Source organism: Paenibacillus sp. FW126-R14 (genome assembly GCF_058789495.1).
In genome coordinates, this window is sequence record NZ_JBYTBS010000075.1 from 1 (window position 1) to 20,541 (window position 20,541).

Genomic DNA, 20,541 nt, shown 5'->3' on the forward strand with positions numbered 1-20,541 from the left:
TAATCCCGAGAATACCCTACTTTTTTGTCGTTTGCCTATACTCCAAATGTTGGTACACAAATTATTTTACTTCATCTTTATTCATTCAATTAACTGGAATTTTTCCCTATAAATCATTGAAAACGTAAATATTCAGCCTTAATACGGTTAATTAGCTGGACAAATTACCCTTAATTTGTAAAATTCCATCAAATTCAGACAATTAGCAGGAGAAATTCCAGTTAATTGGGTTGAGCACACTCAGTTCGCGGTGGAATCTCCAGTTAAGCGGTCAGGGCACGGGCGGTTCGTGGCGGAGTATCCAGTTAAGTGCTCTGGGCATGCTCGGTTCGCGGTGGGTCTCCAGTTAAGCAGTTTGGGCTCAGACGGTTCGTGGCGGAATCTCCAGTTTAGCGGTCTGGACACGCTCAATTCGCGATCAGTTGCAGCTAATTAACAGGGTAAATCCCATCCTTAACGCCGCAAAGCAACGCCACATTTAGCCCAGCACAAACAGGCCCGAGGACACATCCTCAGGCCTGTTTTTACTTCTAAGCATCACTCACACACGGAATCGCGCAATCAAATCCTGCAAATTGCCTGCCATGCTGCTGAGCACCGAGGCCGAGGAGACAATCTCCTCCATGCTCGCATACTGCCCCTCGATGTTGGAGGAGACGTTGCGCGCGCCCGAAGCTGTTTGCCCAGCGACTTCATGAATGCCGCGAATCACATCGACGGCTGTGCGCGTTTGCCCGGAGATGGCGGCCGAGCTGACCGCCACTTCCGCAATCTGGCGTGCGACATCGTCCATCGCATCGCGTATGCGCAGGAACGTTGTCTGCGCGACGCCGACAACCTCTAACCCCGTCTCCACCTCCCGGCTTCCAGCTTCGGTGGAGCTTACGACCGATCTTGTTTCCTCCTGTATGCCCGAAACAAGCTGCGTAACTTCTTCAGCGGCGGCTCCCGTCTGCAAAGCCAGCTTGCGGACCTCGCCCGCCACGACCGCGAAGCCTTTGCCGGCCGCCCCAGCTCGCGCCGCTTCGATGGAAGCATTCAAGGCAAGCAGATTTGTTTGCCTTGCAATACCGGCAATAATCGCATTCGCCTGAACGATTTGCTCGGACCGCTCCCCTAGCCGCTGGACAGATTCCGCCAGCTCCTTCATTTTCTGATAGATGGCTTTCATTTGCGCGATCGCCGTCTCAACAGCCGTGTTGCCTGCACCCGCCGCTTGCTGGGCGAATAAAGACTGCTGATTGGCCGACTGCGTTGCGCCGGCAATTTGAGTAACCGCCTCTGACATTTCTTCCATAATGGAAACGCCTTGATGCACACTTCGCACCTGCGCGTCCGTTCCCGTCGAAATTTCTTGAATCGTATAAGTAATGCGTTCCGAAGACTCGCTAACCAGCTCGGCATTGCTGCTGAGCGCACCCGAGGCAGCGGCAACGTGCTGGGCACTCCTGCCCACCTGGCTGATTAAACTATGCAGATTCGTTCTCATGCCATTAAAAGCTATAGCCAAGTCTCTTAACTCGTCTCTGTTGCTCACGGCAATATCGCCCGTCGTTAAATCGCAATCGGCAATTCGCTCGGCCGTCCTTACCATGGAACGTATCGGAGTAACGATCGCTCTAGAAAGCAAGAGTCCAATAGCCAGCGCAAATAGGAAAGCGGCCAAACTAACCCAAATTAACGTTCGAACGGTCGATTGGACAACCACATGATTGCGTACCGTCGCCTCCTCCTGAACCGTTCTTTCCAGTGTTTCTATGGCAGCCGCAGATTGCGTCAACGTTTCTGTCGTGGGAATCGCCCACTGCATCGCTTCGGCTTTGGCTAAATCGGCATTCCCCTTGTCGGCGTATTCCGTCACTTTTTTAACTAGCCGCATAAACGTTTGATTAGAGTCCGCCATGGATTGAATCGCACTCTGCTCTTCCCCATCCTTAGCAAGCTCCCCCATTTGCGCAATAATTGACGAAAGCTCCTCGTTCACTTCCGTCAAAAGCTTCTCTTTCTCTTTCGCCGGATTCAGCACATAGCCGAGCAGCATGCTGTTCTGCATTTGGGTTTTCTCTTTGATCTCCGCAACATGCCGAAGAATCGTTACATTATCGTCCAAAAGCTTCGAGTAAGAGCTGTCCACTTTGTCCAAATAGGTATAAGACATGCCGCTAGTTGCCGCAACGAGTAAAGAAACAATGATAAAGGTCCCTACAATTTTGCCCCGCAAAGAAACCGCAAACTTCCTCTTCTCCCCACCGGAAGACCCTTTCTTCTGCATAGCTGCGCCCCCTTCGTAAACACGCAAACGCTTACACCTCTATTCGTAAAATAACAGGCTGCCCCGTTACGCGACAGCCTGTTAGCTTGTTAATCTTATTTGGAATTCATATATTTCCGCATATCGAAAGCTACGGCAGCGACGATAATAACTCCTTTAATAATCAACTGCCAGTACGGGCTGATGCCGATAAACGTCAAACCGTAGTTGATAACGCTGAAAATCAATACCCCTGCGAGAACGCCTGGAACCGTTCCGATACCGCCCGAGGTGGACACGCCGCCGACTACGCAAGCCGCGATCGCATCAAGCTCGTACATGTTTCCGTAGTTGTTCGTTGCGCCGCCGGTTCTCGCTGCTTCCAGCACCCCGGCCAATCCGTACAAAGCACCTGCAATGGAGTAAATGTAGATTAGGTAGCGGTTAACATTAATCCCCGAAACGACTGCTGCGTGAATGTTGCCGCCGATCGCGTACATGTACTTCCCAAGCTTCGTTTTGTTGAACACAATCCAAACAAGAATGGCAACTACAATGGCAATAATAACAATATAAGGAATGGAGTAGGTGGCATTCGATCCAATGGACCCTGTGCCCAGTTTACTAAAATCAGCTCGCAATCCGCCGATCGGTTGGGACTGATTCGGTTTCATATCGAAGTATAAGGAGTTGGCGCCGTACACGGCTACCATCGTACCGAGCGTTGCAATGAATGGCGGGACCTTCAATTTTGCGACGATAATCCCATTGATAAGGCCAATCAGTAGGCCGGCGGCAATCGCAATAATGATTGGCACAAGCAGCGGCATCTGTGGAAGATCCGGGAAAAATCTGCGGCCGTAATCCTGCGTTTGCAGCATCGAAGCCGAGATGACGGCGGTCAAACCGACGATCCTTCCTGTCGAAAGGTCGGTGCCTCCCGTAATCAAGACGAATGCGGCACCCAAAGCAATAATGACGCGCGTGGATGATTGCAGCAAAATATCACGAAGGATACTGACGGATAAAAAGCGCGGATCGTAAATCGCGATCCCGATAACGAGCACGACCAACACGATGTAGATTGCGTATTTGGTCACGAACCCACTAATGTCTCTGGATTTCAATGTTTCTGTTTTTGTACTCATGGTTTCTTGGCCCCCCATTATGCCATATGCTGTGCAGCAAGGCGCATGATCTCTTCTTCTGTTGCTTTATTTCCTTCTACGATCCCCGTAAGGCGTCCTTCGCACATGACCATGATTCGGTCTGACATCCCAAGAAGCTCGGGCATTTCAGAAGAGATCATGATGATACTTTTTCCCTGTTTCGCAAGGTCTGCAATGATCGAATAAATCTCAAACTTCGCTCCTACGTCAATCCCGCGAGTCGGCTCATCCAGCAAGAGCACATCGGGCTCTGTAAGCAGCCATCTGGCGAGCAGCACTTTCTGCTGGTTGCCGCCGGAAAGGTTTTTGATCAGCGCATGCATGTTCGGCGTCTTCACGCGAAGCATCTCGATGCTTTTCTCAACTTCGACTTTGCGTTTCGCTTCCTGAATGAACCCAAACGGGTTCATATACCGGCTTAAGTTCGCAATGACGGTGTTCTCCAGCACGGATAATACCGGGAAAATCCCTGTGACACGGCGTTCTTCCGTAAGCAGCGCAATTTTGTGACGAATGGCATCAATCGGCGATTTGAGCCTAACCTGCTTGCCATGTATCGAAATCTGGCCGGAAGCAACACCGCGTAATCCGAACAAGGCTTCGATCAATTCCGTCCGCTGCGCGCCAACCAGACCGCCTACGCCAAGAATTTCTCCCTTTCGAAGATCGAAAGAGACATTTTTGAAAGATCTTGGAATGACTGAAGTCAGTCCCTCGACACTCATCAATACGCCATTCGGCACATTGCTTCTTTCCGGAAAACGTTCTTTGAGATCGCGGCCAACCATCTTGGAGATGATCATATCGGTCGTCAATTGGGATGAGGGCCATGTTCCAATCTTGGCTCCGTCGCGCATAATCGTTACTTCATCCGAAATCTCGAGGATTTCTTCCATTTTATGTGAAATATAGATGATCGAGACGCCACGACTTTTCAAGTCGCGAATGATGCGAAACAGCTGCTCAACTTCATTGCCTGTCAACGACGAAGTCGGCTCATCCATAACAATGACTTTCGAATTGAAGGAAACGGCCTTGGCAATTTCAATGGATTGCACTTTGGAAACCGATAACGTTCCGACAAGTGTATCCGGATTAATATCCATTTGAAGCTGTTTAAACAAGCTTTCTGTATCTTGGCGCATCTTCTTGTGATCCACTAATTTCAAAGGTCCGATGCCTCTTTCAGGGAAGCGGCCTAACCAAATGTTCTCCATCACGTTACGGTGCGGTACCGGGTGCAGCTCCTGATGAATCATCGAGATGCCGTTTGCCAAGGCATCCTTGGAATTAAGAATAGATACGGTTTCACCGTTCAGCTTGATGTCTCCGCCATCCGGCTTATAAATGCCGAACAAGCATTTCATCAACGTCGATTTACCAGCCCCGTTTTCTCCCATCAGCGCGTGTACGCTTCCCGGGCGAACTTTCAGGGTAACGTTATCCAGCGCCTTGACGCCGGGGAACTCCTTGGAGATTTGATTCATTTCCAGTAAATACTCATGTAATGTCATGGTAACTCCCCCTACCAGCTCACGATAATCCCTACAAAGTGAAGCCATTTATTCGAAGCCTGTCTCTTTATCTTTGCACGGGTTTCCAAATAAGGAAGGCAAGAGCGGTTAACTGCTCTTGCCCGCTTCAATTGGGATTACTTCGCTTCGTTCATGTTAGCTTTAGTAATCTTTTTGTAGGAAATCCAGATATATTTACCGTCAGTAACATCATAGCCAGTCGTTTCTTTGCTTGGTACCAGACCGTTAGCAAGAGCAGTCGCTACGTTCGTTGTTGCCGCACCTTGGTTTTTCGCATCGTTCAGAACTGTTCCGAGCAGTGTTCCATCGCCAAGCGCTTGCAGAGCTGGAGCTGTCGCGTCTACGCCAACGACCGGCATGAATTTACCGCCTTCTTTGAAATAGCCTTTAGCTTTCAACGCTTCGATCGCACCTAGCGCCATATCGTCGTTGTTAGCAATTACCGCTTCGATTTTATCCTCGTTGGCAGCCAAGAACGCAGCCATTTTTTCTTGTCCTTTTACACGATCCCACATAGCCGTATCTTCAGCTACTTTTTCTACGCCCAGACCGGCATCCGTGATCGCTTGAACGGAGAACTTCGTGCGAAGCTCAGCATCTTGGTGCCCCGGCTCGCCTTTGAGCATAACGTATTGAATTTTGCCGTCTTTGTTTTTATCCGCTTCAGGATGAGCCTTGAAGTAGTCAACAAGCAATTGGCCTTCCATTGTTCCGGATTGCTCAGCTTTCGCGCCTACGTAGTAAACTTTATCCCATTTCTTCATATCGTCAGCCAGTGGCTCACGGTTCAGGAAGACAACCGGTACGTTTGCCGTTTTCGCTTTGTCGATAATAACGCCGGCCGCTGTACGGTCAACCGCATTGATCGCCAGAGCGTTTACTTTTTTCGTGATGAAAAGGTCAACTTTATCATTTTGTGTCGGTTGTGAGTTTTGGCTGTCTACGATATCCACCGTAGCTTTGTCTTTCGCTGCGTCAGCAATCGCTGCGCGTACACCGGACATGAACGTATCGTCGAATTTATAAATCGCTACACCGATTGTTGGTTTTTTGGCTTCTGTTTTAGCTGGAGCCGCTGTTGCAGCTGCACCAGTGCTAGCGCTTGCCGCCGGAGAAGTTGAAGGTGCTGTTTCCGTTTTGCTGCCACATCCTGATACTGTCGCAACCAGAGCGCTCGCTACTGCTAGGGTAATCAATTTTTTCAAGGTAAGACCCTCCCTAAAAAGTTGTTTTGTTTATTTACATTTCTAAATATAAGGCATGTGTAACAGGAAACAAATGCAATATCCTCACATCTTCTATCGAAATTCTCATCACTTTATAAACGGAAAAAGCAGCTTTTGATTGTCCGACCAGAACATATTGCTGAGGTCAATCGCTTTAATTCCGGTCGCTACGCGGTCCGGAATCTTTTTGCCATGCGAGGCTTCAACGGCATTTTTAACGCCCAAATAGCCGATGCTGAAAGGGTTTTGAATGATCGTCGCTTGAATGACGCCTTCCTGCAGCATCTCTAATTCTTCTGAGGTACTGTCAAATGTGATAATTTTCACTTTACCCTGGAGATTCATTCTCTGAATCGCGTCGGCCACACCAATCGAGGAAATTTCATTCAGCGCAACGATCCCGTCCAAGTGCGGATATTTCTCGATGATGTCTTGTGTAAGCTGATCCGCTGTTCCCCGGTCCGTCAGACTGTACACTTTGGCAATCACCTGAATGCCCGGATATTTCGATATTTCATCCAACAGTCCTTGCTCCCGGAGCTCTGTGTTGCGCTCCCCTTGCCTGAAGCTGACGATGGCGATATTTCCTTGCGTCCCGGCAAGCTTAATCAATTGCTGGCCTGCCATTTGCCCGGCATCGTAATTGTTGGCGCCAATGAAGCTCTTTGCTTTGCGCGATTCCACCTCGGAGTCGATCGTCACAACCGGAATGCCTTGTTCCGCCGCAGTTTCGACGACATCCGACAATTCCTTATAATCGTTAGCGGCGAGCACGATCGCGTCAGGTCCGCTCTTGACGGATTGCTCCATTAAGGCAATCTGCCCCTTCACATCCGCTTCATCGTCAGGCGCGCGAAAATCCAACGTGACATCAAATTCCTTTGCGGCTACCTCAGCGCCCATTTTAACCGTTTTCCAATAGTCCCCGTTCTGACTTCTCAGCACCACTTCCAAATGCTTCTTCTGAGCGGTTGGCGTAGTCTCGGTTTCCCGCATACAAGAAGACATAGAGACGACAGCTGCCAAGACAGCAAGAACGAGAGAGCCTAGTTTCATTGGTTTATCCATCGCTGCTCCTTTCTACTCTTCTTCCAGTATGGCCGGAATCCTGATCTTAACGACTGTTCCTTCTTCAAGCTCGCTTTCTACCTTAACCCCATACTCGGAGCCGAAATACAGCTGAATTCGCTCGTGCACGTTGCGCAGGCCGACGCCTGATCCCTTATCGCTTTTTACAGCCCCAATCATAATGCTTTTGACCATTTCTTCCGACATGCCCACACCATTATCCCGGACCTGGAGCAAGATCGTATCCTGGATTTTCTCCACGGAGATGTGAATATGACCTTTGTCCACCATATACTCGATGCCATGATACAGCGCATTTTCTACGAACGGCTGCAGGATCAGCTTCAACGTTCTATAGGGCAGCACTTCTTCCGAGACTTCAATCTCGTAATCGAACTTGTCCTTATACCTCATCTTCTGAATAATCAAATAGTTTCGGATATGCTCGATCTCATCCTCGATCGGGATAATGTTTTTCCCTTTGCTGAGCGAAATCCGAAAAAACTTGGACAGGGAGGTAATCGTCGTCACGACCTCCTCGTTTTTCCCGTTCCCAACCATCCGAACGACCGAATTGAGCGTGTTGTACAAGAAATGCGGATTGATCTGCGACTGCAGTACCTCCAGCTCGTTCTTTCTTTTCGTCTCCTGCTCATGGATATTCTGATCCATTAACTCGCGCACCCTGGAAACCATGAGATTGAAGCGGCGCGAAAGCTGCTCCACTTCATCTGCTCCGCGCACATGGATGTACGTGTCGAAATGCCCTTTCTCGACCATTTCCATCGACTTCTTCAGCCGTTTGATCGGCTTGGAAATGCGGGCTGACATGAAGGAGGAGATGAGCAGAATAAAAATAAGGACAATGACTAGCAGCCATATCATAAACGTATTGATTTCCTTGCGGGTCGTAATCATCTCATCCAAATAAGAGACCCCGATGATTTTCCAACCGATATTATTAACGGTCCTTACGACATTAAGCCGGGTTTCGCCCTCGCTGACATCCATATACTTGCCGTAGGAGAACTTGAGCGCCTGCTCCACATTTTCATATTTCAAACCAATATAAATAAGCTGCTGCTGAGGATGATACACAATGTTGCCGGCAGAGTCGTCGATGATGTAGACGTAGCCTTTTTTGCCCAAAGAAACCGTTCGGAACACACCGTCCAGCGTCTTAAAATTAACATCCACGAGAATAACCGCGTCCTCCCATCTCCCGTTTCTTTGAATCGAGACTCCTTTGCTCATCGAAACGACCCACCGGTACGGATCTTTAAACAGATTCTGAATATGCGGCAAGGAGAAGGAAAGATGATTCGGATTTTCCAATGCGGACTTAAACCAAGACTGCTCGATCAGCCGGGTGTTTTTGCGCATGGCCGTGTGATGAATCCCTGTGACCAATTCGCCGTCCGCAGCAAATAAATTAATCGAGACGATATCCTCGCGCGTGCTTGCAATCGTTTCCAGCTGCTCGGTCAGCTTATCCGAAGGGACGCCGTGGCTTTTGGCAATTTTGGCATCAACCACTTCGAAGGTATCCGCCATCCCTTTTATATAATTTTCCAAATTGATCTGAACCTGCTCCACGATCTGCTGCGTGTTCAGGAACGCACTTTCTTCCGCCGTCCGGGAAAATTTATTATAAAGCACCAGCGAAATGATCAGCATGACCGTCACCGTTATGAAAATAAAAGAGATCGTAATGGCAAACTGAATGCTCTTTACTCGCATCGTGTCCAGCAGCACATCATACAAAGGCTTGAATAGAGCTCTTGCTTTTCGTATCAAAACTAACCCCCCGCTCCTTAACCCTACTGCCCTTTCGCACTGTTATTGCGATATTCCTTTGGTGAAACGCCGACATTTTTGCGGAATGAAAAGCTGAAATAGTTGGCATCGGCATAGCCTACCTTCTCAGCAATCTCCAGTGCCTTCATATCTGTGGTGCGCAGCAGCTCCTTCGCCGCTTCCATGCGGATATGGTTCAAATAGTTTACAAAGGTCATTTTCGTCTCTTTCTTAAAAATACTGCTGAAATATCCCGCGCTGATATGCAAATGGCCGCACACTTTATTAATCGTGATATCGCCTTCGTGATAGTGGTTCTTCGTATATTCTTTGGCCATCTCGACCAAGTTCTTGTAGGTATATTGGCGGTCCGTCGCGATATGGTTCATCATCGAGGCGCACAGCTCGGCAAGCCAGTGCTTGGCTTCTTCCAGCGAGGTAAACTTATTGATCTCTGTAAAAGGTACGAAATTATCGCCGAATACTTCGTCTACATTCAAATTCGAATCCTTGGCAGCTTTCAAAATACAGGTTAATATTTCGAGCAAATAAATCTGGTAATCCTTGACGGAAACGGCTCCCTCAATCCCTTGGAAAAGCTCGTCCATCGTCTCGCGGATCTCCTGATTCGTCCCGACCTTAATGCAGCGCGTCAAGGCGTGCTCTTTCACATCGTCGAAACGAACTTTCTCTCCGCTGCGCGTCTCTACATCATCGATGGAAATGATCCGATTATTGCCAAGAATAAGCCTGTAATCCAGCGCCAGCACAGCGTCTTCATACGAATAGCTGATTTTGGTCACATCCTTCATGACCGTTCCAATGCCGACCGTTAACGTAAACTTCAAATATTTTTCTACATTCTGCCGCACTTCCTCCAGCACCTTCATCGTCTCCTGCAGCGCGGTTTCCCTGTCTTCGCTTTCCCTGGCCGCCAAGACGACCACTTGATCCTGATGCATAAAAACAAGACCAAGACGGCGTCTGTCCGCAATCTCTTCCGTAATGTTTAACAGGGCGAAATATTTCAAGGCCTGATCCGCCGAATATTTCAAGGAAACAGACTTGGACAGCTCTTCCCGATTGTCCAGCTCCTCTTCGGGAATCAGCACCCCGTCGATGCTCATTACGGCAGCGACGAAGCTGCGGCCATTCAGCTCGATGCCATAGTTTGCCGCCTTCTCGTACACTTCTTCCCGCGGGAGCTTCCGGTTCATGAGCGTCGCCAAGAAATTTTCCTTGAGCACAGGCATGCTCTTCCTGTAATGCTCCATCAGCAGCTGAACATTTTCCCGGTGCGCCACTTCCTCCTGAATCTGCCCCTTCACCTTCAGCAAGGCATTGATGAGCTCCTGCGCGGAAAAAGGCTTCAACACATATTCATCAATATGCAGCTTTATCGCCCTCTGGGCATACTCAAACTCATCATGTCCCGTAAGAATAATGAGCTTAATGGTCGGGAAGCGCTCTCGAATGGCTTCAGCCAGCTGAAGCCCATTCATGAACGGCATCTGAATGTCCGTTACGACCACGTCCGGCTGCAATCTCTCCACCATTTCCAACGCTTCTCTGCCGTTCTCCGCTTTCTCAATGACCTCGAAGCCAATCGTTTCCCAATTGATTTCGCGGACAACCCCTTCCCGCACATCCTCTTCATCGTCGACTAAAATTAACTTGTACATTTTCGCCCCCCTAAATGTTTGCATGGAAAGTCAACCAATTGGCAGTTATTAGCAACCTTTTTTTAACCATATTGTACTAAGCGCCTTTGGAATACACAACAGGATTAATATCGTTAAAGGACAAGGAAGTAATGGTCATCTTTACCTGGCCTCTGTTAAAATAAGGTAGACAGCACTTATGTACACATTGACATATCATTTCATCCCATGAATGATTCGAGGAGGAACAGCCGTTGGATTTCGCACAAATAGGACGAATCGCTTCGCTCATCCAAGAAAATGTAGGCAAAGTCATCATCGGCAAAGAGGATACGGTCGAATTGCTCGTCATCGCCCTCATTGCTTCCGGACATGTGCTGCTGGAGGATGTGCCGGGCACCGGAAAAACGCAGCTGGCTAAAGCGCTCGCCCGCTCCCTGGACGGCACGATGAAGCGCATCCAGTTCACGCCCGACCTGCTGCCTTCGGATGTTAGCGGCATTAACTTTTACAATCAAAAGCTGGGCGAATTCGAATTTCGCCCAGGACCGTTATTCGCGCACATCGTGCTCGCCGATGAGATTAACCGCGCAACGCCGCGCACCCAATCCTCCTTGCTGGAAAGCATGGAGGAGCGCCAAGTGAGCATCGACGGGGAAACGCGCTCGCTCGAAGCGCCGTTTCTCGTCATCGCCACGCAGAACCCTGTCGAGAATCAGGGGACATTCCCGCTGCCGGAAGCCCAGCTCGACCGCTTCCTGATGAAGCTGTCGCTCGGCTACCCGTCCGCGGCGGAGCAGGTCGAGATTTTAAAGCGCTACCAGCAGCAAGATCCGCTGGATCAGCTGCTGCCGGTCGTAGGGCGCGCCGAGCTGCTCGAAGCGCAGCGCTTGTTCACGCAAGTGCGCGTCAGCGGCGAGCTGCTGCAGTACCTCGTGCAGCTCGCGGAAGCTACGCGCACGCATGCGGATGCCGCGCTCGGCGTCTCGCCGCGCGGCGTGCGCGCCTTGATGAAGGCGGCGCAGGTATACGCGGCGCTTCGCGGCCGCGACTATGTGCTGCCGGATGACATCAAGGCGCTGACTCCGCCCGTCTGGGCGCACCGCATCCTGCTGCGGACGCGGTCGCGCCAGCAGGACCTGCAGGTGCGGTCGCTGCTGGCGGGCATCCTTGCGGCGACCCCCGTGCCGACGGAAGCGAAGCTGAGGTAGCGATGGGCATCTCCTGGATTCTGCTCATCGCCGCCCTGCTGTTCGCTCTTCAGCATGCCGTTATCAGCCGCTGGGGATTTCGCGGTCTCACGCTTAAACGTACGTTCAATCAAGCGCACTGTCATGCCGGAGATCGCATCGAAATGATCGAAACGATTCAAAACCGCAAGCTGACGCCCATTCCCTGGCTTCGCCTGGAGTCCACGATCCATGCCGGGCTTCACTTCGCGAAGATGAGTAATCTTGCGGTAAGCAGCGGCGCAATCTTCCAGAATCACCGCAGTCTGTTCAGCCTGATGCCGTATACCCGCATCGTACGGCGCCACCAGGTCCTCTGCGCCAAACGGGGCTGGTATAAGCTTGAAACCGTTTCCGCTACCATCGGCGATCTTGCCGGCATGCAGGCTGCGACGATGAGCCAGCGCCTGGATTTGGAGCTCCTCGTGTACCCTCGCTTGGTGAGCCCGGATGACATCCCGCTGCTATCGAGCCGCTGGCAAGGGGACATCACGGTGAAGCGCTGGATCATGCCCGACCCGTTCCTCGTGTCCGGCGTGCGGGAGTATCGCTACGGCGATACGATGAACAGCATTCACTGGAAGGCTACCGCCCGCAGCCAGCGATTGCAGGTCTACAATCGGGAGTTCACCGCAGACCCGAGGCTGTTCATCATCGTCAACACCCAAATAACCCAGACGATGTGGGATGCCGTAAGCGATCCCGAGCTCGTGGAGAAAGGCTTGTCCTACGCCGCCACACTGGCCGAGTATGCGATTAGCCAAGGCGTTCCGGTTGGTTTCGGATACAACGGTGCTCTCGTAGGACAGCCGGGCGCTCCCGTGCACGTCTCTCCCGCAGGAGGTCAACCGCATTTGGCGTATCTGTTCGAAACGATGGCCAAGCTGGCGATCTCCTGCACCCGCTCCTGCAGCGACTTTCTGGATGAGAGCATCCTGCAGGAAGGAAGTGTCTTGGACATCGTCTTGCTGACCGCCTTCGTTTCCGATGCGATGGAAGACAGTATTCAGCGGCTTGAAGCCTTGGGGCATACCGTCTTTATCGTTCCTTTGCAGCACGGACTGCTAAGCCTGCACGAAAGGGAGGTGAGTCCATCCGATGTCAACGCCGCTTCAGGTGAAAGCACGGCAAGCCGATAAGGAGAAGAAGGAGAAGAAGGCGGCTTATCTCAAAGTCTTCGCGTTCTCTCTCCTATTCGCTGCAGCCGAACTCATTCTATTCTCGCCCCTTGTGGTGGCTGCGCATATATATTTGTCAGTGCTCCCTCTCTGGCAGCTGGTTTTGCAGTTCTTGCTGGTTTTCGCAGCCGGCAGCTTCTTAGGTCGCACGAAATGGCTGTCTCGCAAGATTTACGAGCTAATGGGAAGCGCATTGGCCGGTTTTACGGCAGCCTGCCTTTTTCAAGGGAACAATTGGCACAGTTGGGTCTGTGGAGGTATCGGCATGCTGCTTGCTTACCGCGGTATTCGCTGCACGAAAGACGGCTGGCTTTCCATCTTCCCCTCAGCCTCCTTTGCCGTTGCAGGCTCGGTGTATTTCGTCGGCGTTCCGCTTATGGGACATCAAGCTAGCTTTCAGCCTTACATGAACTGGTTGAACGGACTCGGGTTCGTCTCGCTGATCATCTTTTTCTTTGCTTTCCATCGCAACGGCCTGCTATACGCCACATTAGCCGGCGACGAGCGAGCGGCCTCTTCCTCCCTGTCGGAGACTGTGAAGCGCTCCAGCCGCATTTGGTTAATCGCATTAATTATTCTTATATGTATCGTTTCCTATTTCCAGCAAATTCGGCAGGGCATCGTCGCCGGTTTGCGTGCGGCCATCGCATGGCTGCTGCGCCTCATGCAGTCCGATCCTCCGACGGAAGCACCGCCGGAGCCGAGCCCTTCAGCTGCACCGCCGCTTCTGCCTCCCGCGGACAGCAAGGAGCCGGGCTGGTTGGACGCCTTGCTGCACGTTATCCAAGTCGTCTTCGTATATGCGGTTGTCATCTCCTTAATCGTCCTGGTCATTTATGTGATTGTATCCAAGCTCGTGCCTGCTGCGGCTGCGCTCCTGAGACGGTTGATGAATCGTTCTCTCAGCAGCAAGAAAGACATGGAATCCGAGGGCTTCTTGGATGAAGAAGAAGCGCTTGTCGATTGGAAAGGGCTGCCGCGCCTGTGGTGGAAGCAAATGAAGAAGGGAAGGAACAAAGAGAGGAGCTATGCGAAGAAATGGTCGCTCTTACCGGACAACCGGGAGCGCATCCGCTTTCTTTACCGGCTATTGATCGAACGGGCCGCACTTAGCGGGTATACGTATAAAGAAGCGATGACCCCGAACGAAACGGAAAAAGATCTCAGCCAGGGGAAGCAGCTGCCTTCCGAGACCGTTCATGTCGTTACTTCGGCCTATAACCAAGTGCGGTACGGCGAAAACGAAGTTTCCGATGCCCTGTTGGATCAGGTGCTGCAATCAGTCGAGCCCAGCCTTCGCAATCGCTTGAAGTAGCCGGATTCGCCCAATTGACAAACCAAAAAGGAGGCTGTACAGCATCTGACTGCATGGCCCCTTTTACTTTTTTATGAAAAATCGTCACATTCCGTCTCTCCGCCGCATATGCATAATTGTTTGAATACATTTGATGAGGTGGTTTTGAGATGTTAGCATTAAAAACTAGCTGTGAAAGAGAAGAAGTCGTTCAAACTTTATGTGACATGGGCTTGGATCAAATCGCAAGATGGATCATGGTATTGCCTGAAGACCGGTGGGAAAACATGTTTCTCTCGACATGGCCAACACTTGCGAAAAAATGCGGCTTCAACAGATAGCTGCTTTTACATAAACATAGGAAACGATTTATTTGGCCTTTGCTCTATGCGCTTTTTGCATCGGGCTTTTTCTTTTTCCATTTGGCTTGCTGCCCTTTATCTGTTCGCCGACCATCTTTGCAGCTTATGTATATTTCGTGTGAAAAGTCCTGTCAAAAACCGGGGAAAGCCGAATTCCACCAGCTTCTGCTTCACAAGCTCCTTCATTTGCTCGGCGGTCATATCAGGCTGTGTAAACTCGCCGTTGTGGTAGCAATGACTGCAATAAACCTTGCTCTTCGCGCCCGATTTCTCCGTTCCTCCGCCTTGTTCATCGCGTGCCAAGGGCATTCCGCAGCTTTGGCAGTTTTTATAAACAGCATCCATGTTCGTCGTACCTCCTCGTTAGCTTCATATTCCTATCATACCAAGGCAGCTTTCAAAAGCAATGAATATTTGACACAATTTCCGTCCAAATGACAGATGAGCTTGAATTCAAGCGCTTTCACAGGAGGATTTGGCTCTTTGCAGGCGAACTATACAAGTGTACATTTTTATGAAGGAGGGACAAGTTGTGAAGCCCGTCACAGTCAAAGATTTAGCACAGCGTTTCTCGCTCGAAGTACTTGCCGGACACTCGGAACTGCACCGTCCGATTACCAAAACAAAAGCGCATCGCCCCGGGCTCGAGTTTGTCGGCTATTTCGAATATTTCCCGCAAGAGCACGTGCAGCTCTTAGGGCGGAAAGAGATTACTTATTTGCACAAACTCAGCGAGCATGAAAGAAATCTTCACATCGGCAATATTGTCAAATATCATCCGCCTTGTTTCGTCGTCACCAGAAACCAAGAAGGCTTAAAATATTTAACGAAATACTGCGAGGAAGAACGTATTCCGCTTCTCCGAACGCCCGCCACTACTAGCAAGTTTCAGGACCTTGTTGATTTATTTCTCAGCAAAGCCTTAGCTCAGGAAATTGCGGTTCACGGCGTTTGCGTCAACGTATCGGGGATCGGCATTCTGCTGCGCGGCAAGTCCGGAGTTGGCAAAAGCGAAACCGCCCACACCTTGATCCGCCGGGGGCACCGCCTCGTTGCCGATGATATTGTGGTGTTGAAAAAGATCAGTCCGGAGACGCTGCTGGGCACGCATAACGGGAAAACGAAGGAATTCCTCGCGCTTCGCAGCATTGGGCTTATTAACGTATCGCGTCTCTACGGCCGCAAGGCTTTCCAAGATGAAACGCGGATCGTGCTTGATATTGAGCTGACCCAGTGGAAGGAGCATGCGCTCAACAACGATTTGGAGCTTGAGCCTTCTTTCACGGACTATATGGATATCAAAATTCCCCATATTGAAATCCAACTCCAGCCTGGACGGGATGTTGCCGGTCTTGTTGAGGCGGCGGCCAACAGCTGGTATTTGCGCCAGCAAGGATACAGTGCGGCGGAAGAGTTCATGCAGCGCCTGCAGAGCGATGTCTGAGTACCGCCCCAAAACAGCTTGCTAGACCGAAAGCTGTTAGTGGAGGTGTATTCTTATGCGCAAAAAATTACCATTGATTATTATTTCCATCACTTTGGTGGCTTTAATGGTCTGCGGGTGGACAGCCTATGCATCGACTTCGTCCAACTCAGCTATGTCTACTTCGCTCAAAGGAGCTTTCAAATCCGTTAATTCGGATGCTGTCACCCTGACTACGGAGAATGGAGATCAGTCGGTGCCCTTAGCTAAATCGGTATGGGTCTACCGCAACGATCAAAAAGCGCTGCTAACTGACTTGCAAGCGGGCGATCAGATCGAAATCATCGTGAACAGCAAGCAGCAGGCCGCTTATGTCAAAGCGTCTTCCCTTGCGGCCAGCGAGCCTGTGCCATCACCGGCTGCATCAGCTTCTGCTTCTGCTGCACCGGAGCCGACGCTGCCCCCGGCAGCTGCCGTGAACCAGGTGCCTGCACCGGCGACACAGAAACCGGAAGCCCAAGCAATGCCGTCCTCTCCACCGGATAAAAACATTTATCCCGGCTTGCAAGGCATCGATCTTAACGTCGATGGGAAGCATTTCAAGCTGCACATCGGGCAATCCAAAGGTGCGGCGAGCGGCACTACCTACGATCTCAGCATTAAGCCTGAGGACGCCGGCATGATTCACCTTAAAGGTGATGAAGCTGCCCAGTGGATTCAGAAGCTTTTGGCTGCTATTGATCTCAAATCGCCGGATGCAGAGCAAAAAATCGCAGGTATGCTTGCCAAGCAGTACAACTTGGATGCGAGCAAATTGCATGTCAGCATGAAAACGAAGTGGGAGCAGCAGCAAGCCCAAATGCAGCAGAACGTTCCAAACAAACCGAAGGAAGATCGTAAAGAAGATAAAGAAGATCAAAAAGATCATAAAGACGACCGCAAAGATGGACGCAAAGATGACCGAAAAGACGATAACAATAACAAGCAGCATGGCAAAGATGATCCTAAAGCAAAAGATAAAGCGCGCAGCAGCGGTCATCACGATGATTAAAAAAGCCGTCCGGCCCCTAGGGGCCGGCGGCTTTTTTTAGTCTTTTTCTTTCTTTCCCTTGCCGTGTCCGTTTCCGCGTCCGGGAGGCTTTTTGTCCTCCTTCTCTAGCTTCGCCGGAGGCACATTGGAGACAGGCGGGGCTGCCTCCAGCCCCACGATCGGCATATCGAACGGAACGACAGGTGTTTGAGCTAACGCCCGGGCCATTATTTCCCGAAATAAGACAGCCGGCACAGCACCGCCGGACGTCGTTAAATAATGCGTTTTGTCCGTTCGGTCATACCCGACCCATATGGCAGCCGTCAGCTCCGGCGTATACCCCACAAACCAGGCATCCTTGGCGCTGCCACTGCTTATGCCCTCGAACTCCTTCGTCTGCGGCAGCTGAGTGGTCCCCGATTTTCCTGCAACAGGGCGGTTCATCGCAGCATTCTTTCCTGTCCCTTGCTGCACGGCGACTTGGAGCATCGATGTCATCGCATAAGCCGTTTCGGGCTTCATCACTTGCACACCCTTTTGAGCGGCTTGAACGAGCAAGTGCCCGCTGCTAGTTTCTATTTTCGTAATCGTATGAGCTTCATGAAAGTCTCCTTTCGCGGCAAAAGCACTGAAGCCCTGCGCCATTTGGAGCGGTGACACCCCCTCGGACAAACCCCCTAGCGCAATGCCAAGCTGACGATCCTGAGCAGGCAGCGTGATGCCCAGCGATTTGGCGAATTGCAAGCCCCGGTCAATGCCGATCTCGTGAAGAAGCCACACGGCCGGCACATTCCAGGAAGAAACGACCGCCTCCTGCATCGTCACCTGTCCCCGCGTTTGATGATCCCAGTCTTGGGGCTGATAACCCTCAATATTAAGGGGACCGTCGTACAAGGTGGAGAATGGCTTATAGCCTTGCTCGAGCGCGGGACCATACACCACAATAGGCTTAAAAGAAGACCCCGGCTGCCGCTTCAATTGCGTAGCGTGACTGAATCCGCGGAAGACGCTTTCTCCCCGTCCCCCTGCCAAAGCACGAACGCCTCCTGTCCGCTGATCGACAATGGCAGCCCCGCTCTGGATGAGCTGGTCCGGCTTGCTCTCGGGAAAGAAACTATCCTCCTTGTAAACTTCTGTTACCGCATTTTGCACCGCAGGATCCAGCTCTGTCGTAATGCGTAAGCCGCCCGTCAGCAGCTGCTCTTCCGTGAAGCCATACACGCGAACAGCTTCATTAATGACTGCATCGACATATGCAGGGTATCTGCCTTTCAGATCATTGCCTTCGGATTTCACGACACCGATCGCGGCAGCTTTCGCCTTTTCGTAGTCCTGCGGCGTAATTTTCCCTTCATCGCGCATCAAGAGCAGCACGGTATTCCTTCGTTCCAATGCATGCGCTTCATCCTGAAAAGGCGAGTACCGGCTCGGCGCCTTTGGCAAAGCGGCAAGAACCGCAGCCTCAGGCAGGGTTAAATCCTGTACGTTTTTATTAAAATAGGTCTTAGCCGCCCCCTGCACACCCCAGCTGCCTTCCCCAAAATAAATGCTGTTGAGATACATTTCCAGAATTTCATCTTTGCTGTATGTCGTATCAATTTTGATCGCGTACGCTGCTTCCCGCAATTTGCGCCCCACTGTTTTGTCTGCATTGAGAAAAAGATTGCGCGCCAACTGCTGTGTAATCGTGCTGGCTCCTTCCGAATAGCTGCCCCGCACGACATCGCGAGCTACCGCACGCAAAATAGATTGGAAATCAATGCCCGTATGCGAGTAAAATCTCCGATCCTCCACAGACACGATGGCATCCGTAAGCACCTTCGGCATCTGCGCGATCGGCACAGGATCGATCTTCGAAGCAGAAAGCTGTGCCGCCGCTTTGCCGTTTTTGTCCAACACGAGCGTCGCTTCCGGCAGCGGCTGATTTAATTTTGAAACATCGAGCCCGCGTATGTAAGTATAACAAGCTGCGAACACAGCTATTCCGCCGGTCAGGAGCACAGCTAAACTTATTTTCCAGAACCTTTTACTCGTCCACAATCGTTTAATCATCTTACCTTCCCCCTTACGTTCGCTATAGGTATTCGTTCTTTGCCTAAAGTTAGCGACGCATAAAAGAGTCCATTTCATGTCAATTGGGACATTCACTTGGAGGTAAGTGCAGCGTTGATGGAAGGCTTCCGGGTCCGCGGCCGCCGTCAGTTAACGCTCGCCAAGTTCACCCGAGACAGCCTTTTCGGCCGTCTCACAGCACTTCCACACCGTCCCGGCCTCCGAGACGGCCTTTTTCGACCTCTCGCGTACCTCTCCGCTCCAAAAAACAAAAACGCGCCCTCCCCGATGGGGAAAACGCGTTTCATTACTATGCGATCGAAGTCGGCGCTCCAAAAACAGACGAATACCCGCTGATCCCGCTCAGGATACGCTCGGCTTCTTCATCCTTCATGGAGCCGTACCGCTCGACGGCATCGACGATTTTAGGGAACAAATGAATATCCCCGGCGCTAGCGAACCCGCATATCCCAGGGAATGAAAGCACAAAATGCACGCAAGCATCAATTATCTGCTGCTGATCGAACGGCTCATACCACGTCGCATATGGACGCTCCTGCCCCTCGGCCCATGGTGCCTTCGCGATGGCTTTAATGACCCGGACAGCCGCTTGCTGCTTGCCGGCCTCTTCCATCAGGGCATCGAAAGCCTCCCGATACTTCGGAATGCTGTACATGTAATAATTCAGCGGCAGCAGCACCGTCGCGAAGGGAAATCTATGCAACGCTTCCAAATGGACGATTGGCGCCTCATGCCCGTGGCCGGTAATGCCTATTTCCTTGACGATGCCTTCCGCTTTCGCTTCCAAAACGGCTTCCAACGCGCCGCCCTTCTCCGTACAGCGGTCCAGCTCCTCCATGGTGCCCACGGCATGCAGCTGAAGTAAATCAACGGAGTCTACTTTCATGAGCTCCAAGGAGCGATAGATCTCTTCCTTGGCTTCCTTCTTCGACCGTTGTCCTGTTTTCGTAGCCAGAAAAATCTCTCCGCGCACTTGGCTAATCGCAGGCCCCATGCGCAGCTCAGCATCGCCATAGCTGGCGGCTGTATCGAAATGGTTCACCCCATGCTGCAGGGCATAAGCAATCGATGCATCTGCTTCCTCCTGCTTCACATTGCCAAGACTTGCTGCACCAAACATAACGACTGAGCTTTCGTAATTCAAACGACCTATTGTTCGTTTCAACATGGATGAAGCGCTCCTTCCTTATTGTCCTTGCTCCCTTTAACCATATCATTTCCAGAACCTAGAATACAATCGTCTCC

General features: G+C 51.1%; 17 protein-coding genes. 6 read left to right on the forward strand and 11 right to left on the reverse strand.

All coding sequences use genetic code 11. The features are described from left to right. Window positions 1-541 precede the first annotated feature (541 nt). The 7 genes from AC3WRW_RS29835 to AC3WRW_RS29865 form a co-directional block, all read right to left on the reverse strand. Complete coding sequence (locus tag AC3WRW_RS29835; protein WP_492549850.1) at window positions 542-2,272, reverse strand: methyl-accepting chemotaxis protein; 1,731 nt, start codon at window positions 2,270-2,272, stop codon at window positions 542-544. Window positions 2,273-2,367: 95 nt separating this feature from the next. Continuing rightward, window positions 2,368-3,399 carry a galactose/methyl galactoside ABC transporter permease MglC gene (mglC, locus tag AC3WRW_RS29840; protein ID WP_492549851.1) on the reverse strand — a complete coding sequence of 344 codons (1,032 nt, stop codon included), beginning with the start codon at window positions 3,397-3,399 and terminating at the stop codon, window positions 2,368-2,370. A 17-nt stretch (window positions 3,400-3,416) separates the two neighbouring features. Further along, window positions 3,417-4,934: a sugar ABC transporter ATP-binding protein gene (locus tag AC3WRW_RS29845; RefSeq protein ID WP_492549852.1), complete on the reverse strand. Its 1,518-nt coding sequence runs from the start codon at window positions 4,932-4,934 to the stop codon at window positions 3,417-3,419. Between the two features lie 137 nt (window positions 4,935-5,071). Further along, window positions 5,072-6,160, reverse strand: coding sequence for a galactose ABC transporter substrate-binding protein (locus tag AC3WRW_RS29850; RefSeq protein ID WP_492549853.1), 1,089 nt, complete (start codon window positions 6,158-6,160; stop codon window positions 5,072-5,074). A 108-nt stretch (window positions 6,161-6,268) separates the two neighbouring features. After that, a complete protein-coding gene (locus AC3WRW_RS29855) occupies window positions 6,269-7,249 on the reverse strand; it encodes a substrate-binding domain-containing protein (protein ID WP_492549854.1) in 981 nt (326 codons plus the stop codon). Window positions 7,250-7,261: 12 nt separating this feature from the next. Further along, window positions 7,262-8,989 (reverse strand): cache domain-containing sensor histidine kinase, encoded by a 1,728-nt coding sequence (locus tag AC3WRW_RS29860; RefSeq protein ID WP_492549869.1) that lies wholly within the window; start codon window positions 8,987-8,989, stop codon window positions 7,262-7,264. Between the two features lie 80 nt (window positions 8,990-9,069). After that, a complete protein-coding gene (locus AC3WRW_RS29865) occupies window positions 9,070-10,728 on the reverse strand; it encodes a response regulator (RefSeq protein ID WP_492549855.1) in 1,659 nt (552 codons plus the stop codon). Between the two features lie 233 nt (window positions 10,729-10,961). On the opposite strand from AC3WRW_RS29865, the gene AC3WRW_RS29870 reads away from it, so the two are divergent. Beyond that, window positions 10,962-11,918 (forward strand): AAA family ATPase, encoded by a 957-nt coding sequence (locus tag AC3WRW_RS29870; protein ID WP_492549856.1) that lies wholly within the window; start codon window positions 10,962-10,964, stop codon window positions 11,916-11,918. Window positions 11,919-12,192: 274 nt separating this feature from the next. Here the strand turns inward: AC3WRW_RS29870 and AC3WRW_RS29875 are convergent, their stop codons facing one another. Then, on the reverse strand, window positions 12,193-12,447 hold the full coding sequence (locus AC3WRW_RS29875; RefSeq protein WP_492549857.1) for a hypothetical protein: 255 nt from the start codon (window positions 12,445-12,447) through the stop codon (window positions 12,193-12,195). Here AC3WRW_RS29875 and AC3WRW_RS29880 point away from each other — a divergent pair. From AC3WRW_RS29880 to AC3WRW_RS29890, 3 genes are all read left to right on the forward strand, one after another. Beyond that, window positions 12,446-13,075: a DUF58 domain-containing protein gene (locus AC3WRW_RS29880; protein ID WP_492549858.1), complete on the forward strand. Its 630-nt coding sequence runs from the start codon at window positions 12,446-12,448 to the stop codon at window positions 13,073-13,075. The two genes, AC3WRW_RS29875 and AC3WRW_RS29880, sit on opposite strands and share 2 nt — an antisense overlap. Beyond that, complete coding sequence (locus tag AC3WRW_RS29885; RefSeq protein ID WP_492549859.1) at window positions 13,035-14,429, forward strand: DUF4129 domain-containing protein; 1,395 nt, start codon at window positions 13,035-13,037, stop codon at window positions 14,427-14,429. The genes AC3WRW_RS29880 and AC3WRW_RS29885 overlap by 41 nt, the downstream gene beginning before the upstream one ends. A 149-nt stretch (window positions 14,430-14,578) precedes the next feature. After that, window positions 14,579-14,749: a hypothetical protein gene (locus AC3WRW_RS29890; RefSeq protein WP_171687307.1), complete on the forward strand. Its 171-nt coding sequence runs from the start codon at window positions 14,579-14,581 to the stop codon at window positions 14,747-14,749. A gap of 96 nt (window positions 14,750-14,845) precedes the next feature. Here the strand turns inward: AC3WRW_RS29890 and AC3WRW_RS29895 are convergent, their stop codons facing one another. Beyond that, window positions 14,846-15,115 carry a zinc ribbon domain-containing protein gene (locus tag AC3WRW_RS29895; RefSeq protein WP_492549860.1) on the reverse strand — a complete coding sequence of 90 codons (270 nt, stop codon included), beginning with the start codon at window positions 15,113-15,115 and terminating at the stop codon, window positions 14,846-14,848. Window positions 15,116-15,302: 187 nt separating this feature from the next. Between AC3WRW_RS29895 and hprK the strand changes: the two genes are divergently transcribed. Both hprK and AC3WRW_RS29905 read left to right on the forward strand, forming a co-directional pair. Next, on the forward strand, window positions 15,303-16,214 hold the full coding sequence (gene hprK / locus AC3WRW_RS29900; protein ID WP_492549861.1) for an HPr(Ser) kinase/phosphatase: 912 nt from the start codon (window positions 15,303-15,305) through the stop codon (window positions 16,212-16,214). Window positions 16,215-16,269: 55 nt separating this feature from the next. Next, window positions 16,270-17,244 carry a hypothetical protein gene (locus AC3WRW_RS29905; RefSeq protein ID WP_492549862.1) on the forward strand — a complete coding sequence of 325 codons (975 nt, stop codon included), beginning with the start codon at window positions 16,270-16,272 and terminating at the stop codon, window positions 17,242-17,244. 36 nt (window positions 17,245-17,280) lie between these two features. Here the strand turns inward: AC3WRW_RS29905 and AC3WRW_RS29910 are convergent, their stop codons facing one another. Then, complete coding sequence (locus tag AC3WRW_RS29910; protein WP_492549863.1) at window positions 17,281-19,275, reverse strand: transglycosylase domain-containing protein; 1,995 nt, start codon at window positions 19,273-19,275, stop codon at window positions 17,281-17,283. A gap of 310 nt (window positions 19,276-19,585) precedes the next feature. Next, the gene (locus AC3WRW_RS29915; RefSeq protein ID WP_492549864.1) at window positions 19,586-20,464 is read right to left on the reverse strand and encodes an aldo/keto reductase; all 879 of its coding nucleotides are present in this window, start codon (window positions 20,462-20,464) and stop codon (window positions 19,586-19,588) included. Between the last annotated feature and the right edge of the window lie 77 nt (window positions 20,465-20,541).